This is a genomic window from Streptomyces sp. NPDC002867, assembly GCF_053591895.1.
On the sequence record NZ_JBSFUR010000034.1, the window covers coordinates 38,402 to 59,658 of the forward strand.

Annotated in this window: 13 protein-coding genes; 4 read left to right on the top strand and 9 right to left on the bottom strand. The window is 73.2% G+C overall.

Translation table 11 applies throughout. The features are described from left to right. The first annotated feature begins 109 nt into the window (after nucleotides 1-109). Complete coding sequence (locus ACWD0A_RS26025) at nucleotides 110-352, top strand: mycoredoxin (RefSeq protein WP_177150610.1); 243 nt, start codon at nucleotides 110-112, stop codon at nucleotides 350-352. Nucleotides 353-394: 42 nt separating this feature from the next. Here ACWD0A_RS26025 and nudC read toward each other — a convergent pair whose 3' ends face one another. From nudC to ACWD0A_RS26055, 6 genes are all read right to left on the bottom strand, one after another. Beyond that, nucleotides 395-1,342, bottom strand: coding sequence for an NAD(+) diphosphatase (gene nudC / locus ACWD0A_RS26030; RefSeq protein WP_451301866.1), 948 nt, complete (start codon nucleotides 1,340-1,342; stop codon nucleotides 395-397). 37 nt (nucleotides 1,343-1,379) lie between these two features. Next, nucleotides 1,380-2,777 (bottom strand): dipeptidase, encoded by a 1,398-nt coding sequence (locus ACWD0A_RS26035; protein ID WP_451301868.1) that lies wholly within the window; start codon nucleotides 2,775-2,777, stop codon nucleotides 1,380-1,382. A gap of 10 nt (nucleotides 2,778-2,787) precedes the next feature. Next, nucleotides 2,788-6,240, bottom strand: coding sequence for a UvrD-helicase domain-containing protein (locus ACWD0A_RS26040; protein ID WP_451301870.1), 3,453 nt, complete (start codon nucleotides 6,238-6,240; stop codon nucleotides 2,788-2,790). Between the two features lie 65 nt (nucleotides 6,241-6,305). Beyond that, complete coding sequence (locus ACWD0A_RS26045) at nucleotides 6,306-7,349, bottom strand: hypothetical protein (RefSeq protein ID WP_451301872.1); 1,044 nt, start codon at nucleotides 7,347-7,349, stop codon at nucleotides 6,306-6,308. Nucleotides 7,350-7,448: 99 nt separating this feature from the next. Beyond that, nucleotides 7,449-11,165, bottom strand: coding sequence for an ATP-dependent helicase (locus ACWD0A_RS26050; protein ID WP_451301874.1), 3,717 nt, complete (start codon nucleotides 11,163-11,165; stop codon nucleotides 7,449-7,451). Between the two features lie 101 nt (nucleotides 11,166-11,266). Continuing rightward, on the bottom strand, nucleotides 11,267-11,749 hold the full coding sequence (locus ACWD0A_RS26055) for an MGMT family protein (protein ID WP_307713528.1): 483 nt from the start codon (nucleotides 11,747-11,749) through the stop codon (nucleotides 11,267-11,269). A gap of 206 nt (nucleotides 11,750-11,955) precedes the next feature. Here ACWD0A_RS26055 and ACWD0A_RS26060 point away from each other — a divergent pair, with 206 nt between their 5' ends. The 3 genes from ACWD0A_RS26060 (at nucleotide 11,956) to ACWD0A_RS26070 (ending at nucleotide 18,170) form a co-directional block, all read left to right on the top strand. Further along, nucleotides 11,956-14,823, top strand: a complete 2,868-nt coding sequence (locus ACWD0A_RS26060; RefSeq protein ID WP_451301876.1) for a lysylphosphatidylglycerol synthase domain-containing protein — start codon at nucleotides 11,956-11,958, stop codon at nucleotides 14,821-14,823. 137 nt (nucleotides 14,824-14,960) lie between these two features. Then, a complete protein-coding gene (locus tag ACWD0A_RS26065; protein ID WP_451301878.1) occupies nucleotides 14,961-16,517 on the top strand; it encodes an alpha/beta hydrolase in 1,557 nt (518 codons plus the stop codon). A 60-nt stretch (nucleotides 16,518-16,577) separates the two neighbouring features. Then, the gene (locus tag ACWD0A_RS26070; protein WP_451301880.1) at nucleotides 16,578-18,170 is read left to right on the top strand and encodes an alpha/beta hydrolase; all 1,593 of its coding nucleotides are present in this window, start codon (nucleotides 16,578-16,580) and stop codon (nucleotides 18,168-18,170) included. Nucleotides 18,171-18,287: 117 nt separating this feature from the next. Here ACWD0A_RS26070 and moeZ read toward each other — a convergent pair whose 3' ends face one another. The 3 genes from moeZ to ACWD0A_RS26085 form a co-directional block, all read right to left on the bottom strand. Then, nucleotides 18,288-19,466, bottom strand: coding sequence for an adenylyltransferase/sulfurtransferase MoeZ (moeZ, locus tag ACWD0A_RS26075; protein WP_451301882.1), 1,179 nt, complete (start codon nucleotides 19,464-19,466; stop codon nucleotides 18,288-18,290). 61 nt (nucleotides 19,467-19,527) lie between these two features. Then, nucleotides 19,528-20,289, bottom strand: coding sequence for a spherulation-specific family 4 protein (locus ACWD0A_RS26080; protein ID WP_451301884.1), 762 nt, complete (start codon nucleotides 20,287-20,289; stop codon nucleotides 19,528-19,530). Beyond that, entirely contained in the window at nucleotides 20,277-21,236 is a 960-nt protein-coding gene (locus ACWD0A_RS26085) for an NAD-dependent epimerase/dehydratase family protein (RefSeq protein WP_451301886.1), read from the bottom strand. Before ACWD0A_RS26085 ends, ACWD0A_RS26080 begins: the two co-directional genes overlap by 13 nt. Nucleotides 21,237-21,257: the final 21 nt, after the last annotated feature.

A 21,257-nucleotide genomic window follows, 5' to 3' on the forward strand; every position in this document is an offset into this window, starting at 1 on the left:
ACCCGCGCCCCCGGCACCCTCGTCCGCAGGCTCGGGAATCGCCGGGCCGGTCGCTTACGTTCTAGGGCGAGGTGAACACGCACCCGCGAGCTGAGGAGCACGAGAGACGATGCAGGGCACTGTGACGATGTACAGCACCACCTGGTGCGGATACTGCCGCCGCCTGAAGAGCCAGATGGACCGCGAGGGCATCGCGTACACCGAGGTCAACATCGAGCTGGACCCGGAGTCGGCGGCCTTCGTCGAGAAGGCCAACGGCGGCAACCAGACCGTGCCGACCGTCCTGTTCCCGGACGGTTCCACGCTGACGAACCCGTCGCTGGCCCAGGTCAAGCAGAAGATCGGCGCCTAGCACGTCCCCGTGCCCGGCCCCGCGCAAGCGGGGTCCGGACCGTCAGAGCACATCCCCGGGCCTGGGCAGCGGCTTGCCGTACCAGAGCTCGATGAGGCGGGCCGCGATCGAGATCCCGTACGGAGGCAGCACCTCCCCGGACTCGAACGCGGCCCGCAGGTCCTCCCGGGAGAACCAGCGCGCCTCGTGGATCTCCTCGCCGTCCACGATGATCTCCGACGAGGTCGCCTGTGCGGTGAAGCCGAGCATCAGGCTGGAGGGGAAGGGCCAGGGCTGGCTGGCGACGTACTGCACGTCACCGACGGTGACGCCCACCTCCTCGCGCACCTCGCGCCGAACGGACTGCTCGATCGACTCGCCGGGCTCCACGAAGCCCGCGAGCGTCGAGAAACGGCCCTCGGGCCAGTGCACCTGGCGGCCGAGCAGGACACGGTCCTCGTCGTCCGTGACGAGCATGATCACGGCAGGGTCGGTCCTCGGGTAGTGCTCGGCGCCGCACGCCTGGCAGCGGCGGATGTGCCCCGCTGCCGCGATGACCGTGCGCTCGCCGCAGCGCGAGCAGAAGCGGTGCAGCCGCTGCCAGTTCTCCAGCGCCACCGCGTGCACCAGCAGCCCCGCGTCCCGCGGGCTGAGCAGCAGGCCCGCCTCGCGCAGCCCCGCGGGCCGGGCCGACTGGTCCATGCGGCCGGGCAGCGAGTCCTTCTGGAGGGCGAAGTAGCGCACCCCGTCCTCGTCCGTGCCGAGGAAATAGCGGTGGGTCTCGGTGACCGGTGCCTCGAAGGCGGGGGTCATGACCAGCTCGGTGCGGCCGTCCGGTGTGTCGTCGATCAGCGCCTGGCCGCCGGAGACGACGAAGACCCGGGTCGTGGGGTGGCTCCACGCCGCAGCGAGCCAAGCCTCGTCGAGACGGTTGTGCGCTTCGCGGTCGATGCCGCTCGGCGCGGTCAGGGCGATGGGGCGGTCTGCGGCGGCGTAGCTGTCGGTGCTCACGGTTTTCTTCCAACTCCCCCGGGTGATCGGTGTCGGTTCAGCGAAGTGCGGCGGCCAGGTCGCCCCACAGGTGGGCGGAGGCTTCCACGCCCTTGACGAGGAGGTCCAGCTCGACCTTCTCGTCGGGTGCGTGCCAGCCGTCGGACGGTACGGAGATGCCGAGGAACAGGACGGGGGCGTCGAGAACGTCCTGGAGGTCGGCGGCCGGGCCGGAACCTCCCTCGCGGGTGAAGCGGATCTTCTCGCCGTCGAAGGCGCGGCCCATGGCGCGGACGACCGACCGCAGGGCCGGGTGGTCCAGCGGTGTCAGGCACGGGCGGGTGGCGCCGCCGAAGACGATCTCGTGGCGGATCCCGGCGGGGACGCGGGCGGCGACCCAGTCGGCGACGGCCCGCTCGATCTTGTCCGGCTGCTGCCCGGCCACCAGCCGGAACGACAGCTTCACGAAGGCCGACGACGGGACGATCGTCTTGCCGCCGGCGCCCTGGTAGCCGCCGCCGATCCCGTTGACCTCGGCGGTCGGGCGGGCCCAGACGCGCTCCAGCGTGGTGTACCCGGCCTCGCCGAGCGTTCCGTGGGACTTGGCGGTGCGCAGCCAGGACTCCTCGTCGAAGGGGAGTTCGGCGAACAGCTCCCGCTCGGCGTCGCCCAGCGGCGCGACGCCGTCGTAGAAGCCGGGGACCGTGACCCGCTCGTCCTCGTCGTGCAGGGCGGCGACGATGCGGGCGGCGACCGTGGCCGGGTTGGGGACGGCGCCGCCGAACGAACCGGAGTGGATGTCCTGGTCGGGGCCGTACAGGGTGATCTCGCAGTCGGCGAGGCCGCGCATGCCGGTGCAGACCGTGGGCGTCGTCTCGGACCACATGCCGGTGTCGGAGACGATCACAGTGTCGGCCGCGAGGCGGTGCGCGTGCTCCTCGACAAGGGCACGGAAGTGCGGGGAGCCCGACTCCTCCTCACCCTCGACGATGAGCTTGAGGTTGACGGCGGGTGCCGTGCGGCCGGTGGCGGCGAGGTGCGCGCGTACGCCGAGGGTGTGGAAGAACACCTGGCCCTTGTCGTCGGCGGCGCCCCGCGCGTACAGACGGCCGTCCTCGATCACCGGCTCGAACGGGTCGGTGCGCCAGCCGTCCTCGCGGGCCGCGGGCTGCACGTCGTGGTGTCCGTAGACCAGCACGGTGGGGGCGTCCGGGTCGCTGGACGGCCACTCGGCGAACACGGCGGGAGCACCCGGCGTCGGCCAGACCTCGGTGACGGGGAAGCCGGTCTCCGCGAGCTTGGCCGCGAGCCACTCGGCGCTGCGCCGTACGTCGTCGTCGTGGTCGGGCTGCGCCGACACGGACGGGATCCGCAGCCACTCGACGAGGTCGTCGACGAAGGCGGTGCGGTGCTGCTCGATGTACGTACGGACAGCATTGTCCGGGGTCTCGCTCATGCTCCTGAGCCTAACGGGCCACCGGCTCCGGCTCGTCGGCCGTCCCACCCAGCAGGATGCGCTCCAGCCCCGCGCGGTCGGGGAGCGTGCCGGGCCGGACGACTTCCCCGCTGCGGACGAAGACGAACGCGGCGGAGACGGCGTCCAGCGGGACGCCCTGCTGCTCGGCCCAGGCGAGGCGGTAGACCGCGAGCTGGAGGGGGTCGGCGGCGCCGTCGCGGGCGGTCTTCCAGTCGACGATCTCGTACGTGTGCTCCCCGGTGCGGTACACCGCGTCGATACGGCCCCGTACGACGCGGCCTGCGAGGGTGATCTGGAACGACGCCTCGACGCGGTACGGGGTGCGGCGGGCGTACTCGGTGCGCTCGAACGCGTCCTTGAGCGCGGCGAGGTCCTGCTCGTCGGCGATGTCGTGCACGTCGGCGGCGGCTCCGGGGACGCCCGGGGCCCCGGGGAGGTCGTCCGGGTCGACCATGGGCAGCGGCAGTTCCTCGAACCGTGACTCCACCCAGGCGTGGAACCGGGTGCCGCGCCGCGCGGCGGGCTGCGGCGGCCGGGGCATGGGGCGGGCGAGGTCGTGGGCGAAGCCGTCGGGGTCGGCGGCGAGACGCAGGAGCTGCGAGGCGGACAGGGACCGCGGCAGCAGGACGTCACGGGTGGAGGCGCGGGTGCGGCGGAGCTCGCCGGTGAGCGCGTCGAGGTCGCGGTCCCACGAGGCGACGGTGCGGGCGTCCTCGGGAGTGAGGTCCCCCACGGGCGGCGCGGTGGCCCCGTCGCCGGGATCCTGGGGCGCGGGCGTGTGCTCGGGCGACCGGTCCTGTTGGCGGGGGACGAGCGGCGTGGTGTCCATGTCGTCGTAGGAGGGCTCGTCGTAGGGGGGCTCCTCCTCGTCGGCCGGGGGCTCCTCGGGCCACCCCCCGTCGTCGGGCGCGTCCCGGCCGGCCGGGTCAGCCGCAGGCGTGGGCGGCGCCGCCGCGAGGGACGCCATGTGGGTCAGCACCGTCTCCGCCGCCTCGCGGCGGCGGGACAGGGAGGCCGGGTCCAGGGGCAGCGGCCAGGCGTGGTCCGCGTCCGCCGCCCGCAGCGCCGGGTTCTCCGCGTCCTCCTCGGGCTCCTCCGCCCAGACCTCGATCTCGCCGTGGCCCTGCACGCAGTGCTCGTACAGCGCCTGGAGGAACGCCGAAGGGCCCCGGCGGCGCTTCTGACTGGGGCCCCACCAGTGCGCCGAGCCGAGGAGGAGGGAGCGGGGCCGGGTGAAGGTCACGTACCCCAGGCGCAGTTCCTCCGTGTACTGGTGGTCCTTCATCGACTCCTTGAACGCCTTCAGGCCCCGCGCGTCCCACGACTGCACGTCCGGGAGCGTGTCCGCGTCACCCCGCAGCGCGTGCGGGAGCACCTTGGCCTGCGAGGTCCAGGACTCGCGCGCCTGGTCGTTCGGGAAGTGCTTGGCGACGAGGCCCGGCACGGCGACGACGTCCCATTCGAGGCCCTTCGACTTGTGGGCGGTCAGCACCTTGACGGTGTTCTCGCCGCCCGGGAGGGCGTTGTCCAGGCCCTTCTCGTACTGCGCGGCGGTCCGCAGGAAGCCGAGGAAGGCCAGCAGCGTCGCCTCGCCGTCCAGCGCGGCGAACCCGGCCGCGACATCCATGAAGTTGGCGAGGGTCTCGCGCCGGCGGGCCGCGAGGGCGTGCGGGGAGGCGGACAGCTCCACCTCGAGTCCTGTGGCGGACAGCACCCGGTGCAGGACGTCCATCAGCGGATCGGCCAGCGCCCTCCGCAGATCGCGCAGCTCGGCCGCGAGACGGGCGAACCGCACCCGCGCGTCGGCCGAGAAGGGCAGGCCGTCGTCCTCCCCGCCGCCCGGCTCCAGGAAGGTGTCCAGGGCGTCGGCCAGCGAGACGACCTCGGCCGGGTCGGTGCCCTCGACCGCCGCCGCGAGGCGCTGGTCGGGGTCGTCGTCGGCGCCGGTCCGGTGCACCAGCAGCCGTGCCCGGCGGCCGAGCAGCGCCAGGTCGCGCGGCCCGATCCGCCAGCGCGGACCGGTCAGGAGGCGTACGAGCGAGGCGTTGGCGCCCGGGTCCTGGAGGACCTCGCACACGGCGACCAGGTCGGCGACCTCCGGCAGGTGCAGCAGCCCGGACAGGCCCACCACCTCGACGGGGACGTCACGGGCGACGAGCGCCGCCTGGATCTCGGGGAAGTCGCCGGCCGTACGGCACAGGACCGCGATCTCGCCGGGCTCCTTGCCGGTGCGCACCAGGTGGGCGATCGAGTCGGCGAGCCAGTCGATCTCCTCGGCGTGCGTGGGCAGCAGGGCACAGCGGACGAGGCCGTCCCGCTCGGCGCCGGGCGCGGGCCGCAGAGCCTCCACCCCCTCGTGCATCGCGCGCAGCGGAGCCGCCAGGTCGTTGGCCAGGTGCAGCAGCCGGCCTCCGCTGCGGCGGTTCTCGCTGAGCGAGAAGCGGGCGGCGGGGCCGCCGTCGGCGAACGGGAAGTGGAGCGGGAAGTCGTCCAGGTTGGCCACGGACGCGCCGCGCCAGCCGTAGATCGCCTGGCAGGGGTCGCCGACCGCGGTGACGGCGTGCCCCGTGCCCTGCCCGAACAGCCCGGACAGCAGCAGCCGCTGCGCCACCGACGTGTCCTGGTACTCGTCGAGCAGGACGACCCGGAACTGATCCCGCAGGATCGTGCCGACCTCGGGCCGGGTGAGCGCCAGCTCGGCGGAGAGCGCGATCTGGTCGCCGAAGTCGAGCAGATCGCGCTCGCGCTTGGCAGCCCGGTAACGGACGGTCAGATCGAGCAGCTCGCGGCGGGCCGCTGCCGCTTCCGGGACCTTGCGGAGGTCGGCGTTGCTCAGCGTGGCCGTCTCCAGGATGCCCAGCAGCTCGGTGTCGTACGCCGCGAGCCGCTCGGGGCGCACCAGATGCTCGGCGAGCTCCGCGTCGAGCGCGAGGACGTCGCTGACGAGCGAGGGGAAGGACCGGGTGAGCGCCGGGTACGGGCCCGGTGCTTCACGCAGCACGCGCGCGGCGAGCTGGTGGCGCGTGGCGTCGGCGAGGAGCCGCGCCGACGGCTCGAGCCCTATGCGCAGTCCGTGGTCGGTCAGCAGCTGTCCGGCGAAGGCGTGGTACGTCGAGATGCGGGGCTCGCCCGGAGGGTTGTCGGGGTCGATCGCGTCCGGATCCGTCACCCCCGCCCGTACGAGCGCGGTCCGGACGCGCTCGGCGAGCTCGCCCGCCGCCTTGTTGGTGAACGTGAGGCCGAGGACCTGCTCGGGCGCGACCTGGCCGGTGCCGACCAGCCACACCACGCGCGCCGCCATCACCGTCGTCTTCCCCGAGCCGGCGCCGGCCACGATGACCTGCGGGGCGGGCGGCGCGGTGATGCAGGCCGTCTGCTCCGGGGTGAACGGGATACCGAGGAGCTCCTTGAGCTGCTCGGGGTCGGTGATGCGTGCGGTCACCTCAAAGAGGCTAACGGGGACCACCGACAGCGGCGGTCCCCCTGGGACGGGAGCGGGGGCGAGGGTCAGGGCGTGGTCGCACCGTCGCCCTCGCCGGTGCCGTGACCGGAACCGGTGTCTGTGCCCGAGCCGGTGTCCGCAGCGGATCCGGAGTCGGCGTCGTCCGCATCCGTGCCGGCGGCCGGGCCCGCCCCCTCGGTGCCGGTGTCGCCGGCGCCGTCCCTCCCGGTCGCCGCGCCCGGTCCCGCCGACTCGACGTCCGCGCCCGTTCCCGTCCCCGTGCCGAACCGTGTGTTGCCGCCGAGCTGCCCCAGGTCGAGGACCTCGTCCGCAGGAGGCGCCTTGACCTTCACGGGCTTGTCGAAGTCGGACAGCGCGACCGTGCCCGGTTCGCTGCCGCCCGTCCTGACGACCTTCAGCAGGTACGGCTTGCCCTCCTTCGCCACGTACACGGTCGTCGTCTCCCGGCCCTTCTTCTTCACGAGGGTCACCACGGGTACGCCGTCGATCTCGCTGTCCTTGCCGAGCGTCATGCCCGTACGGTCCGCCTTTTTCTCGTCCAGCTCGGCCAGCATCTCGTCGAGGTCGCACACGCCCCGCATCTCCTCGACGGCGCTGGACGGCATCTTGATCCAGCGGCCCTTCATCAGCTCGATCACGGTGTCGCTGTCGCCCCCGTCCGGCGAGGCGGAGGCGCGGCGGCTCAACGAGGCGCGCCAGAACGCCTCGTCGCCCTTCATGTACAGCACCTCGCCGAGCCTGCGGAGGTCGGCGCGACCGTTCTCGATGCCCAGGCGGCCCGTGCAGTTGGCCTTCGCGTCCATCGCGAGGTCCACCGACACCCGTTCCCCGTCGTCGGCCCCGATCGCGCCCTTCATGCGCAGCGACGAGGCCGCCTTCGTCGTCTTCACCGCCTTCTCGGCGATCTGATCGGCACTCAGGCCCTTCAGGGAGTCACCCGTCGCACCCGTCGTCGCGGCGGCGGGCACCCGGCCTTCGCCCGCCGCGTGCCCGGCCTTGACGCCGCCGTCCTGGGAACAGCCCGCCAGTGCGGCGATCGCGCTCACGCACGCGATCGCCGTGGTCAGGGACTTTCTCGTGCCCGCCATGTGTCGCTCCTCGAAGATCCGCCTGCCGCAGCCCGTACCGGCTGCCGTGGACCTTCATTGGATGCAGGCAAAGGGAGTGAATGCCGACAAAAACACCGATCATTCCACTATTTGGCGGCCCTCCGGCTGAGCGCTGCACGAGGCGCGGAACGCGCAGTGCGTGCAGTGCTGGCCGGTCGACGGCGTGAAACGCTCGTCGAGCACCCGGCCGGCGGCGGTGGCCAGCAGTTCGCCGACCCACTCCCCCGAGAGTGCCTCCTGCGCCTGCACCTTGGGCAGTGCGTCGCCACCCTCCTTCTTGGCGGCGGGCTGGCGCAGCTGGACGAGTTCGGCGCCGCCGGGCTCCGGTCTGCGCCCGTCGAAGACCTCGTCGACGGCGCCCTCGCGGACGGCCAGCTGGTACACGGCGAGCTGGGGGTGACGGGCGACCTCGTCACGGGTGGGCGACTGCTTGCCGGTCTTGAAGTCCACGACGTAGGCGCGGCCCTGGGCGTCCAATTCGACGCGGTCCATGGAGCCGCGGATGCGCACCTCGTACTCCCCCGCCTCCAGGGCCACGTCGAAGTCGTGCTCGGTCGCCGCGGAGGTCCGTCCGCCGCGGTCCATCACGTGCCAGCGCAGGAAGCGTTCGAGCGCCACGCGCGCGTGCTCCTTCTCCTGCTTCGACTTCCAGGGCGCGTCGAAGACGAGGGCGTCCCAGACGGAGTCGAGCCGTTCCATGAGGACGGCGAGGTCGGCGGGGCTGCGGCCGGACGCGACCTCGTCGGCGAGGACGTGGACCACGTTGCCGAAGCCCTGGGCGGCGGTCGCCGGGGCGTCCGCCTTGACCTCGCGCCCCAGGAACCACTGGAGCGCGCAGGTGTTGGCGAGCTGGTCCAGGGCGCTGCCCGAGAGGGTGACGGGCCGGTCCCGGTCGCGCAGCGGTACGGCGCTGTGCGTGGGGTCGAACATGCCCCACCAGCGGTACGGGTGCGCCGACGGCACCAGTGGCTGACCCTCGTCGTCGGTGAGCGCCGCGAGCCGGGCGAGACGGCGGGCGGCGGCGTCACGCAGCTCCGGGGAAGCGTCCGGGTCCACGGTGGTGGCCCGCAGCTCGGCGACGAGCGGGGCGACGGCGAGGGGGCGTCGGGGGCGGCCGGTGACGTCCCGGGGCTCGGTGCCGAGCTCCGCGAGGAAGCGGGAGGGCTGGTCGCCGTCGTCGGCGGGGGCCTTGACGGCGGTGACGACGAGCCGGTCGCGGGCGCGGGTGGCGGCGACGTAGAAGAGACGGCGCTCCTCGGCGAGGAGCGCGCCGGGGGTGAGGGGCTCGGCGAGGCCGTCGCGTCCGATGCGGTCGGCCTCCAGGAGCGAACCGCGGCGGCGCAGGTCCGGCCACAGGCCCTCCTGTACGCCGGCGACGACGACGAGACTCCACTCGAGGCCCTTGGAACGGTGCGCGGTCATCAGCCGTACGGCGTCGGGGCGGACCTGCCTGCGGGAGAGGGTGTCGGCGGCGATGTCCTGGGCGTCGAGCTCCTCGATGAAGTTGAGCGCGCCGCGACCGCCGGTGCGTTCCTCGGCGCGTGCGGCGGTCTCGAAGAGGGCGCAGACGGCGTCGAGATCGCGGTCGGCGTTGCGGCCGGCCGCGCCGCCGCGGAAAGCCGCGCGCTCCAGGCGCTGCGGCCAGGAGGTGCCGTCCCACAGAAGCCACAGCGCCTCTTCGGCGGTGCCGCCGCCCTCGAGCAGCTCCCGGGCCTTGCGCAGCAGGGCGCCGAGCCGCTGGGCGCCGCGCGCGTAGGCGGGGTCGTGCGTGACGAGGCGCTCCGGCTCGGCGAGCGCGCGGGCGATGAGCTGGTCGGAGGGAGGCGGCAGGCGGTTGCCCCCGGCCCGCTCCTCGTCGCGCAGGGCGCGGCCGAGGCGCCGGAGGTCGGCGGAGTCCATGCCGCCGAGGGGCGAGGTGAGAAGGCTGAGCGCGGTCTCGGTGCCGAGCCACGAGTCGACTTCGCCGGGACCGCCGGCGCCCTCGGCGCGGGGGCCGTCACCGGCCGCAGCGCCATCGCCCGCACCCTCCTCGTGCGGGACGTCACCGCCGGGGGCGGGTGCTTCCTCGGCGCGTACGGGCTCACTCGCGTCCGCCGCGGCCGCGCCGACCGTCTCCGGACCACCGGAACCGCCCACCACCGCTTCCGCGCGCGGCGTACCGCCGCTGACGCCGGGCACAGCACCGCCCGCGCCCCCGGCACTCTTGGCCTCCGGTCCGGGCGCGTCCCCGCCAGTAACCTGCACGCCCTCGGCGACGGCGACCAGCGCATCTGCGTCCGGCACCGGCACGTCCTCGGCGACCGCGGCCCCCGCGGCCGGCGCGTCCGGCGCGTCCGCGGCAGGGGCGGGCGATGGTGCAGCCGCGTCCGTGCCGGCCGGTGCGTGGCCTGCGGCCGGGCCGCGAGCCGCCGCCGTCGCCGCCGCTCGGAGCGCCGTCAGGAGCGGGGCCACCGCCGGTTCGTGGCGCAGCGGGATGTCGTCGCCGTCGACCTCCAGGGGGACGCCCGCCGACGTCAGGGCCCGCCGCAGGGACGGGATCGTGCGGCCGCCCGCGCGGACCAGGACCGCCATCTCGCGCCAGGGCACCCCGTCCTCGAGGTGGGCGCGGCGCAGGATGTCCGCGATGTTGTCGAGCTCCGTGGACGCCGTCGGGTAGGTGTACGCCTCCACCCGGCCGCCCTCCCGGACCGCCGCCAGGTCGCGGTGCGCCCGGACCTTGTCCGCCGGGAGCCTGGTCAGCGGCATGCGGCGGGTCAGCAGGCGCGTCGCCTCCAGGAGCGCGGCCCCGCTGCGCCGGGACGTCGTGAGCACGGCGACGTCCGACGGCCTGCCGTCCGCGTGCCGGAAGGCGTCGGGGAAGTCGAGGATGCCGTTCACATCGGCCCCGCGGAAGGCGTAGATGGACTGGTCAGGGTCGCCGAAGGCGACCAGCGTGCGACCCCCGCCCGCCAGCGCCCGCAGCAGCCGCACCTGCGCCGGGTCGGTGTCCTGGTACTCGTCCACGAACACCGCGTCGTACGGAAGGTCCCTGGGCGACAGCACGCTCTCCGCCAGCAGCACCGCGCGGTGGACCAGCTCCGCGTAGTCGAGTACGCCCTGCATGTCGAGCACGTCCAGGTACTCGGCCAGGAAGGCCGCCGCCGCGCCCCAGTCGGGCCGGCCGGTACGGGCCGCGAAGCGCGACAGGGCGTCCGGGCCCAGTCCCAGCTCGCGGCTGCGTGCCAGCACCGCCCGCACTTCGTCGGCGAAACCGCGCGTGGTGAGGCAGGCCCGCAGCTCGTCGGGCCAGCGGACCCCGGCCATCCCGTGGCGCTCCAGGTCGATCTGGCCGGCGAGCAGTTCGCGTACGGCGAGGTCCTGCTCCGGTCCGGACAGCAGCCGCAGCGGCTCGGAGAACAGGTCGGCGTCCTGGTGGGCCCGCACGAGGGCATAACAGAAGGAGTGGAACGTGGTCGCCTGCGGCCCGTGCGCCCCTTTGAGCCGCAGCGCCATGCGGTCGCGCAGTTCGACCGCGGCCTTGCGGCTGAAGGTGAGCACGAGGAGGCGCGCCGGGTCCGCGCCCCGGGCGATCCGCGCGGCGACCGCCTCCACCAGCGTGGTCGTCTTTCCCGTGCCCGGCCCGGCCAGGACCAGCAGCGGCCCGTGGCCGTGGTCAACCACGGCGCGCTGCGCCGCGTCCAGGTGAGGGGGTTCCACGGGGACCGGCGGGGTGCGCACCAGTCGGTACGCGCCCGGGGACCTCCGGCGCACCTGGTGCGGGTACGCCGGACGCCCGGTTGTGGAGGAGGAACTCACGTGGATCGCCGGTCCTGGTGGGTGTGCTGATGAGGAGAGTGCGGCGCGTGCCGCGCGCAACGGACGCTACGCCCTGCCGCGCCGCGCGGGCAGCGGTCGCGTCACGTACCCCGTACGGTCGTCGGACCGCCCGCAGCGCCGCCGTTTGGCGGAAGCTGTCCTATGTGAGCCCCGTTGTGAGCCCCTTCGCTGTGAGGCACATCTCCCGGAACGGCGCCGCCCGGGCCGGCGTCGCGCCGCTCCACGCCGTCCCACCGCGCCCGCTTCATGTCGAGACGCGGCAGATGTCCCTCGGCGACGCGCGACGCGTCCCGCAGCGGTGTGCCCTCCGCGCGATAGTGGTCCAGGGCGCGCAGCTCGTGGCCGGGCAGCAGGACTCCGTCGGCCCGCACGACGCGCCACCACGGCACGGGGCCGCCGTAGAGCGCCATCACGCGGCCCACCTGGCGGGGTCCGCCCTCGCCGAGCCACTCCGCGACGTCCCCGTACGTCATCACGCGCCCCGGCGGGATCAGCTCGGCGACCTCCAGAACCCGCTCCGCGTATGCGGGGTACTGCGGCAACTCGTCCATCCGGTCGTCCATCCGACCCATCCTGCCGCATGCCACCGACAGCGCCCCGGAGAGGGTGCGAACCGGCACACAGGAGGCAAAGAGGAGCATCTCGCGGCCCCGACGCCCCCGCGGTACACCCTGATGCCCCCCTCTGTCGTCCGGTCGTGCCACCATCGTGCGGGCGGTGACTGGTGATACGAGATCAAGAAGAGACCGAGACGGCGAAGGAGCAGGGCGTGCAGCCTTCGAAGGCGGCAGGCGGCCCTGAGCGCGAGCCGCATCCGGAATTGCCTGCTCCGCCGACCGACCAGGACGCCGCAAAGCCCGCGGCGGACGGGGAACCGACGGCCGGCGCGGACTCCGCCACGCCCGTGAACGCCCCGGCAGGCGCGGACGCCGCCACGCCTCCGGACCCCACCGCGGGCACCACCCCGCCCGCGGACGCGGGAACCGGCGCCACCCCTCCCGCGGACGCGCGAGCCGGCGAGCCCGCCGGCGGACCCCAGGGCTCGACGCGTGCCGACGTGAGCCGGGCCGACCGGGTCTCCGGCGACGAGCCGCTGCTCGCCGCCCGGGTCCACCGCCCCTCGGACCTGATGCGGCTGCTGGTCGGCATCCTGGCGATCGCCGTCGTCCTGGCCGTCGCGGCCTTCGCCCAGGGCACCACCACCGGTCTCGAGTCGGACATCAGCAAGGGCACCGGCCAGGCCCCGGACCTGCTGGTCAAGCTCGCGGGCCTGGTGTCCAGCATCGCCGTGCTGCTCGTCCCGGTCGCCTTCGCCATCGAACGCCTGGTCAAACGGGACGGCCTGCGGATCGCGGACGGCGTGCTCGCCGCGGTCCTGGCCCACGGCGTGACGCTCGCCACCGACCTGTGGGTCTCCCGCAGCGCCCCCGGCAGCCTCCAGGACGCGCTGACCCAGCCGCAGACGAACGGGCTGACGGACCCGGTGCACGGCTACCTCGCGCCCGTCATCGCGTACATGACCGCCGTGGGGATGGCCCGCAGGCCGCGCTGGCGCGTGGTGCTGTGGGTCGTCCTGCTGCTGGACGCGTTCGCCATGCTGGTCGCCGGGTACACCACGCCGTTCTCGATCATCCTGACCATCCTCCTCGGCTGGACCGTCGCGTACGGCACCCTCTACGCGGTCGGCTCCCCGAACGTCCGCCCCACCGGCCAGAACCTGCTCGCCGGCCTGCGCCACGTCGGTTTCCGCCCGGTGTCCGCGATGCGCGCCGAGGACACCCCGGAGAACGCCGACCAGGACCGCGGCCGGCGCTATCTGGTCTCGCTGGAGGACGGCCCCCCGCTCGACGTGACCGTCGTCGACCGCGAGCAGCAGGCGCACGGCTTCTTCTACCGGGTGTGGCGGCGTCTGACCCTGCGCTCGATCACCACGCGCCGCTCCATCCAGTCGCTGCGCCAGGCCCTGGAGCAGGAGGCGCTGCTGGCGTACGCGGCGATCGCCGCCGGGGCCAACGCGCCCAAGCTCATCGCCACCTCCGAGCTCGGTCCCGACGCCGTGATGCTCGTGTACGAGCACCAGGGCGGGCGGGTGCTCGACGCGCTGGAGGACAAGGAGATCACCGACGAGGTGGTCCTGGGCGCCTGGCGCCAGGTGAAGGCGCTCCAGTCCCGGCGCATCGCGCACCGCCGGCTCGCCGGGGACGCGATCCTGGTGGACCAGGCGGGCCGGGTGGTCCTGACGGACCTGCGGGGTGGCGAGATCGCGGCCGGGGACGTGGTCCTGCGCATGGACATCGCCCAGCTGCTGACCACGCTCGGTCTGCGGGTGGGCGCCGAGCGGGCGGTCGCCGCGGCCGTGGAGGTGCTCGGGCCCGACAAGGTCGCCGACTGTCTGCCGCTGCTCCAGCCGATCGCGCTCACCCGCTCCACCCGTGCCACGTTGCGCCAGCAGGCGCGCGAGCGGGCGCAGCGCGAGCGCGAGGCGGTGCTGGAGGCGTCGGCGGCGGCCCGGAAAGCCCGTACGCCCCAGGCGGCGGCCGACGACCGCAAGGCGGTCCGCAGGGTCGAGCGCGCGGAGAAGCAGGCCGACAAGCGGGCCCTGGACGAGGCGATGGAGGAGGCCCGCGAGGAGGACCTGCTCTCCCAGATCCGCCGCCAGGTGCTGCTGATCCGCCCGCAGGCTCCCGTGGAGCCGGTCCGGCTCGAGCGGATCAGGCCCCGTACGCTCGTCAGCTGCATCGCCGGTGCCGTCGCCGCGTACTTCCTGCTGTCGCAGATCGCGGGGATCAACTTCGGCACGGTCTTCGACAAGGCGCACTGGGGCTGGGTCGCCGCTGCCCTCGGGTTCTCGGCGCTCAGCTACGTGGCGGCGGCGATGAGCCTGCTGGGCTTCGTCCCCGAGCGGGTCGGGTTCGGGCGGACCGTGCTCGCGCAGGTCGCCGGGTCGTTCGTCAAGATCGTGGCACCGGCCGCGGTCGGCGGTGTCGCGCTCAACACGCGCTTCCTCCAGCGCTCGGGGGTGCGGCCGGGACTGGCCGTGGCGAGTGTGGGCGCCTCGCAGCTCTTCGGGCTGGGCGCGCACATCCTGCTCCTGCTGTCCTTCGGCTACCTGACCGGGACGGAGCGGACGGCCTCGTTCACGCCGTCGAGGACCGTGATCGCGGGCCTGCTGACGGTCGCCGTGCTGGTGCTGGTCGTGACGGCGATCCCGTTCATGCGCAAATTCGTCGCCACGCGGCTGCGGTCGCTGTTCGCCGGAGTGGTGCCGCGCATGCTCGATGTGCTCCAGCGGCCCGTGAAACTGCTCACCGGCATCGGCGGGATGCTGCTGCTGACCGGCGTTTTCGTGCTCTGTCTGGACGCGTCGATCCGGGCCTTCGACGGCGGGAACCAGCCGCTCAGCTACGCGAGCATCGCCGTGGTGTTCCTCGCGGGCAACGCCCTCGGGTCGGCCGCGCCGACACCGGGCGGTGTGGGCGCCGTGGAAGGCGCACTCGTGGGCGGCCTGCTGCTGGTGGGCGTGCCCACGGAGGTCGCCGCGCCCGCCGTGCTGCTGTACCGCACGATGACGCTCTGGCTTCCGGTGCTGCCCGGGTGGTTCGCCTTCAACCACCTCACGCGCAAGGGCGCGCTCTGACAGCGCCCCTCCGCCGGACCGCCCGGGAATCACCCGTACGGAGCAGTGGGGCCACCCGTACGGTGCCTTGACCGGTCCGCCACCCGCATGGACCGTTCGCCCGTGCGGAGCAAGCCGCGCCGTCGCACGATGGCCCCATGCCGACCACTCGTACAGCGGCTCGTACGGCCGCCGTCGCCACCGCCGTCGCCGTCCTGCTGACTGCCGCCGGCTGCGGGGACGGCGGGGGGAACGACGAGGACCGCCCCAAGGATCTCGCCGCCCAGGTGCTGGAGTGGCAGCCGTGCCCGGCGCCCTCCGAGGCCGAGGGCGGCGGGACGAAGCCGTCTCCGCTGCCCGGGGGCATCGTCTGGGAGTGCTCGTTCCTGGACACGCCGCTCGACTGGGACGAGCCGGACGGCGAGACCATCGAACTGGCGCTCATTCGCGCACGCGCCCGGGACCAGGCGAACCGCATCGGCTCCCTCGTCTTCAACTTCGGCGGCCCCGGCGGCTCGGGCGTGGCCACCCTGCCCGCCGCCGCCAAGGACTACGGCACCCTGCACACTCGCTACGACCTGGTGAGCTTCGATCCGCGCGGGGTCGGCCGCAGCGTGCCCGTGGAGTGCCTGGACGACCGCGAGATGGACGCGTACGTGGCCGAGGACTCGACGCCCGACGACGCGTCCGAGGAGAAGACGTTCGTCGAGGGCGTCCAGTCGTTCACCGAGTCCTGCGAGGAGAACTCGGGCAACGAGCTTCCCCATGTCGCCACCGTCGACGCCGCGCGCGACATGGACCTGATACGCCAGGTCCTCGGCGACGACAAGCTGCACTACTTCGGGATCTCGTACGGCACCGAGCTGGGCGGCGTGTACGCACACCTGTTCCCGCAGCGGGTGGGGCGAGCGGTGTTCGACGCGGTGGTCGACCCGAGCGAGAACTCCGAGCAGGGCTCCCTCGGCCAGGCCGAGGGCTTCCAGCTGGCGCTGACCAACTTCCTGAAGGACTGCGTGAGCCGCGGCGACGACTGCCGGCTCCCCGGCTCCACCGTCGGGGAGATGCAGGACTGGATCATCGGGTTCCTCAACGGCCTGGACAGGAAGCCGATCGCCGGCATCGGGGAACGCAAGCTGACGCAGAGCCAGGCGCTGAACGGCATCGCGCAGGCGCTGTACTCCCGCGAGTACTGGGAGCTGCTGGAGCAGGGCCTCGACGAGGCGGAGGGCGGCAGCGGCGCGCTGCTGCTCGCGTTCTCCGACGCGTTGACCGGCCGTTCGGAGACCGGCACCTACAGCAACATCCAGGCGGCCGGCACGGCCATCGGCTGTGCCGACTCCAAGGAGCGGTACACGCTGGAGCAGACCAAGGCGAAGCTGCCCGCGTTCCGCAAGGCGTCGCCCGTGTTCGGCGACTTCCTGGGCTGGGCCCTGATGAGCTGCACCGACTGGCCGGTGCCGGGCATGTGGTCGCACCCGGACGTCTCCGCCCCGGGCGCCGCGCCGATCGTCGTCATCGGCAACACGGGCGACCCGGCCACCCCTTACGAAGGGGCGAAGGCGATGAAGGAGGCCCTCGGCAAGGGCGTGGGCGTCCAGATCACCTACCGAGGCCAGGGGCACGGCGCGTACGGCAACAGCGCGTGCGTGGACCGTGCCGTTGACGCCTATCTGCTGAACGGCAGGGTCCCCGAGGACGGGACGGTCTGCCGGTAGGCCGGTCCCGACGCCCCCCTAGGATGTCGAAACTGTCTTCGAACGCCTTGGGGGGCCCGAATGAGGAACCGAGTCCGTGCGGGGGCCGCGGCGGCCGCGATCCTGCTGCTGGCCGGTGCGGCCGCGGGATGCGGCAGCCCGGACCAGGACACGCAGGACGGCAGGAACAACGCCGCACCGTCCTCACCCGCCTCGGCCTCCGCCTCCGCGGACAGCGGCCCGCAGGCCGTGACGCTGCCCGCGTCGCTCACCGGCCAGCGGCTGGACTGGGGCGCCTGCGAGGCGCCGGTCAAGGCCTACGGAAGCTACGCCGAGCGGCCCGGCCGGGAGTGGCAGTGCGCCACGCTCAAGGCGCCGCTCGACTACGGCGACCCCACCGGGGAGACGATCGGCATCGCCCTGATCCGCTCCGTGGCGAAGGATCCGGGCCGGCGCATCGGCTCGCTCCTGTTCAACTTCGGCGGTCCCGGCGGCTCCGGTGTCGCCGCGCTGCCGAACGCCGCCAAGGGCTACGGCACCCTGCACCAGCGCTACGACCTGGTCGGCTTCGACCCGCGCGGCGTCGCCGAGAGCTCTGCGGTGGTGTGCCGCGGCGACAAGGAGACCGCGACGTCGCTGGCGCTGGACTCCACCCCGGACACGCCTGCCGAGGAGAAGGCGTACCTCGCGGACTCGGCTGCCTTCGGTGCGGGCTGCGCGGCGCGGTCCGGCCGCGTACTGCCCCATGTCGGCACGGTGAGCGCCGCCCGCGACATGGACCTGATCCGCCAGGTCCTCGGCGACGAGAAGCTGCACTACTTCGGGTTCTCCTACGGCACCGAACTCGGCGGCGTGTACGCCCACTTGTTCCCCCGGAACACCGGGCGGCTCGCGCTGGACGCGGTCGTCGACCCCTCGGCCGACTACGTGGCGCACTCGCGCAACCAGGCCCGCGGTTTCCAGCGCGCGCTGGACAACTACTTCCGCAGCCGCGGCATCGGCCCCGCCGAGGGCACCGCGCGCGTGGTGAAGCTCCTGCGCCGACTGGACCGTGAGCCGCTGCCCGCGGGCGGCGGCCGCGAGCTCACCCAGAGCCTCGCGGTGTCCGGCATCATCATGCCGCTGTACTCAAAGGACAGCTGGAAGTACCTGACGTCCGCGCTGAACTCGGCGGAGAACGGGGACGGCACGCAGCTGCTGCTGATGGCCGACTCGTTCAACAACCGCGACGAGAACGGGCGGTACGGCACGCAGGACCATTCGCAGCGCGCCATATCGTGCGCGGACGCCAAGGGCCGTGTGACGGGGGACGAGGTCCGCTCCCGCCATCTCGCCGAGTTCACCGAGGTCTCCCCCGTCTTCGGGCCCTACCTCGCCTGGGACCTGGCGGGCTGGTGCGCCGACTGGCCGGTCCCCGGCGCGTCCGACACCCCCGAGGTCTCGGCGAAGGGCGCCGCGCCGGTCCTGGTCGTCGGCACCACGGGCGACCCGGCGACACCGTACGAGGGCGCGCGCCGGATGGCGGACGAGCTCGGCGCGGGCGTCGGTGTGCTGGTCACCAACAAGGGCGAGGGGCACGGGGCCTACGGCGGCGGATCCTGTGCGAAGCGCACGGTGGACGCGTACCTGCTCGACGGCAAGATCCCGGCGGACGGCACGACCTGCACGTCGTGAGGCCGCGCCCGCGCCTCCGGCGAGAGGCATGAGGCGCGGCCCGGCGCGTCTTCCCGAACGGACAACGGCAGGGGCCCCGGACCGCACACGCGGTCCGGGGCCCCTGCACCGTCCTGGTCAGTAGACCGGCTTCTCCGGCTCGATCTGGTTGACCCAGCCGATCACGCCGCCGCCGACGTGCACCGCGTCGGCGAAGCCCGCCGACTTGAGCACAGCGAGGACTTCCGCACTGCGGACACCCGTCTTGCAATGCAGGACGATCTTCTTGTCCTGCGGCAGGTCCTGGAGGGCGCTGCCCATCAGGAACTCGTTCTTCGGGATCAGACGCGCGCCGGGGATCGAGACGATCTCGTACTCGTTGATCTCGCGGACGTCGATGATGTCGATGTTCTCGCCGTCGTCGATCCACTCCTTGAGCTGCTTGGGAGTGATCGTCGAACCGGCCGCCGCCTCCTGGGCCTCCTCGGACACGACGCCGCAGAAGGCCTCGTAGTCGATGAGCTCGGTGACGGTCGGGTTCTCGCCGCAGACCGCGCAGCTCGGGTCCTTGCGGACCTTGACCTGGCGGTACTGCATCTCCAGGGCGTCGTAGATCATCAGCCGGCCGACCAGCGGCTCACCGATGCCGGCGAGCAGCTTGATCGCCTCGTTGACCTGGATGGAGCCGATGGACGCGCACAGCACGCCCAGCACGCCGCCCTCGGCGCAGGAGGGGACCATGCCCGGCGGCGGGGGCTCCGGGTACAGGCAGCGGTAGCAGGGGCCGTGCTCGGACCAGAAGACGGAGGCCTGACCGTCGAAGCGGTAGATCGAGCCCCAGACGTAGGGCTTGTTCAGCAGCACGCACGCGTCGTTGACCAGGTAGCGCGTCGCGAAGTTGTCCGTGCCGTCGACGATCAGGTCGTACTGGCTGAAGATGTCCATCACGTTCTCGGCCTCGAGCCGCTCTTCGTGGAGGACGACGTTCACGTACGGGTTGATGCCCTTGACGCTGTCGCGGGCGGACTCGGCCTTGGAGCGGCCGATGTCCGCCTGGCTGTGGATGATCTGACGCTGCAGGTTCGACTCGTCGACCTCGTCGAACTCCACGATGCCGAGCGTGCCGACACCGGCCGCGGCGAGGTACATGAGGGCCGGCGAACCCAGGCCGCCGGCGCCCACACAGAGCACCTTGGCGTTCTTCAGCCGCTTCTGCCCGTCCATCCCCACGTCGGGGATGATCAGGTGGCGGGAGTACCTGCGGACCTCGTCGACGGTGAGCTCAGCAGCTGGCTCGACCAGGGGTGGCAGCGACACGGGGACTCCGTAGATCGGTATCAGTACGGTTGTTCTTCCGGTAACACTGCCACGGCCCTTCTCATTCCGAGACACCCGGTCCGATCTGCGAGACGATTTCGTCCCAGTAGCCGGGCAGCGCCTCGTATGGACCGCTTTGCCCCTTTCCCGCGTCCAGGGATCCCCGGTCGGTGAAGAAGATCGTCCCGGCGCCCTGCCAGCGTGCGATCCGGGTGGCCTCCTCCAGGTGCGTGCGCGGCACCCCGTGGACGAAGTGAGCGAACCGCTCGGGCGGGTAGTCCGCCGTCCACTCCGCCACCTGCGACCAGCGGTAATCCGTCCACGGCCCGGAGAACGTGACCAGCTGGTCCGCCGCCTCCGCGTAGCCGGGATACGGGTGCGTGCCGTGCCCCAGGACCAGGTGCCCGCCGCCCGTCATGGCGTCCAGCGTGGCCGTGGTGCGCCGCACCTGCGCCAGGCCCGCGCGCTCGACCGGACAGCGGTCCAGGAAGAAGCCGTCGACCCGGTACCAGTCGGCGAAGTGCTGAGCGTCACAGACGACGTCGCCGAACGAGCGCTCCCCGTGGGCGAGGTCGAGATGCCCGAGGACGCGCACCCCGGCGTTCCTCAGCCGGCCCGCCGCCTCCAGGCAGTGCGGGTCGGGCAGAGCGCCGGGACCGTCCGCGACATTGAGGACCACCCAGTGCAGCGGGGCCCCCGGGCGGGTCAGTCCGGCCCATTCGACGGGTGCGAGCAGCGGATGGGCGTAGCCCGGGATGCCGAAGCCCAGCCTGTCCGCGCCGGTGGCCGAGAGCGTGGTCCCGGAGCTCGTCAGATGCGGCATGCCGCCTCCATCCAGATGTCGGCGAGGGATTCCTCGAGGTTGATACGGGGCCGCCAGCCGAGCCGGTCCCGCGCGGTGCGCACGTCGGCCTGCTGCCAGCCGCCGCACCCGTCGGGGTACGGGGAGGGTGTGGCGGCCAGGTGCTCGACGACGGACTCGGTGCGCGGGGCGCCGATACCGGGGCGGACCGAGGGAGCGTCCAGTTCGTGCAGCGCGCCCGCGTAGCCGGCGACGCGGGCGAGGGTCGCCGTCGCGTCCCTGAGCTTCACGGCACGACCGGTGCCGATGTTGACGACGCCCTGCGCGGCGGACAGGGAGGCGGCGTGCACGGCGCGGGCCACGTCCCGCACGTCGACGAAGTCGCGCTGCACGCCGAGGCCGCTGAGCTTCAGCTCCCCGTCGCCCTGCTGCATCGCCCGGCGCATCGCCTCGGCGAGGCGGCCGAGCGGGGAGCCGGCCGGAGTGCCGGGCCCCACGGGCGAGAAGACCCGCAGGACGACGGCGTCGAGTCCGGAGCCGAGCACCAGCTCGGTGGCGGCGAGCTTGCTGACCCCGTACGGGCCGCCGGGGCGCGGCACGGCGTCCTCCGCCGTCGACGAGCCGTGCTGGGACGGGCCGTACTCCGAGGCGCAGCCGAGCTGCACGAGCCGTGCCCCGCAGCCGCTGCGGCGCAGCGCCTCGCAGACGGTGGCGACGGCGACGGTATTGTGCCGGGTCAGTTCGCGAGCACCGCCGCGGGTGGCGCCCGCGCAGTTGATGACGACACCGGGGTGGACGGCGCCGAGGAAGCGCGTGAGCGCGCCGGGGCTGCCGCCGGAGAGGTCGAAGCGCACATCGGCGTCGTCGCCGCGGCCGAGCGTCGTGAGGTGCACGGCCGGATCGGCGAGAAGCCGGTCGGCGACGAACCGGCCGAGGAATCCGTTGGCACCGAGCAGAAGCACCCTCATCGTGCGGCTCCTCGGTGCCGA

Coding starts and splice junctions, on each gene's coding strand:
- ACWD0A_RS26080 (WP_451301884.1), bottom strand. CDS start 20,289: ATGCCGCATCTGACGAGCTCCGGGACCACGCTCTCGGCCACCGGCGCG.
- ACWD0A_RS26035 (WP_451301868.1), bottom strand. CDS start 2,777: ATGAGCGAGACCCCGGACAATGCTGTCCGTACGTACATCGAGCAGCAC.
- ACWD0A_RS26070 (WP_451301880.1), top strand. CDS start 16,578: ATGAGGAACCGAGTCCGTGCGGGGGCCGCGGCGGCCGCGATCCTGCTG.
- ACWD0A_RS26045 (WP_451301872.1), bottom strand. CDS start 7,349: ATGGCGGGCACGAGAAAGTCCCTGACCACGGCGATCGCGTGCGTGAGC.
- ACWD0A_RS26085 (WP_451301886.1), bottom strand. CDS start 21,236: ATGAGGGTGCTTCTGCTCGGTGCCAACGGATTCCTCGGCCGGTTCGTC.
- ACWD0A_RS26055 (WP_307713528.1), bottom strand. CDS start 11,749: ATGGACGACCGGATGGACGAGTTGCCGCAGTACCCCGCATACGCGGAG.
- ACWD0A_RS26065 (WP_451301878.1), top strand. CDS start 14,961: ATGCCGACCACTCGTACAGCGGCTCGTACGGCCGCCGTCGCCACCGCC.
- ACWD0A_RS26025 (WP_177150610.1), top strand. CDS start 110: ATGCAGGGCACTGTGACGATGTACAGCACCACCTGGTGCGGATACTGC.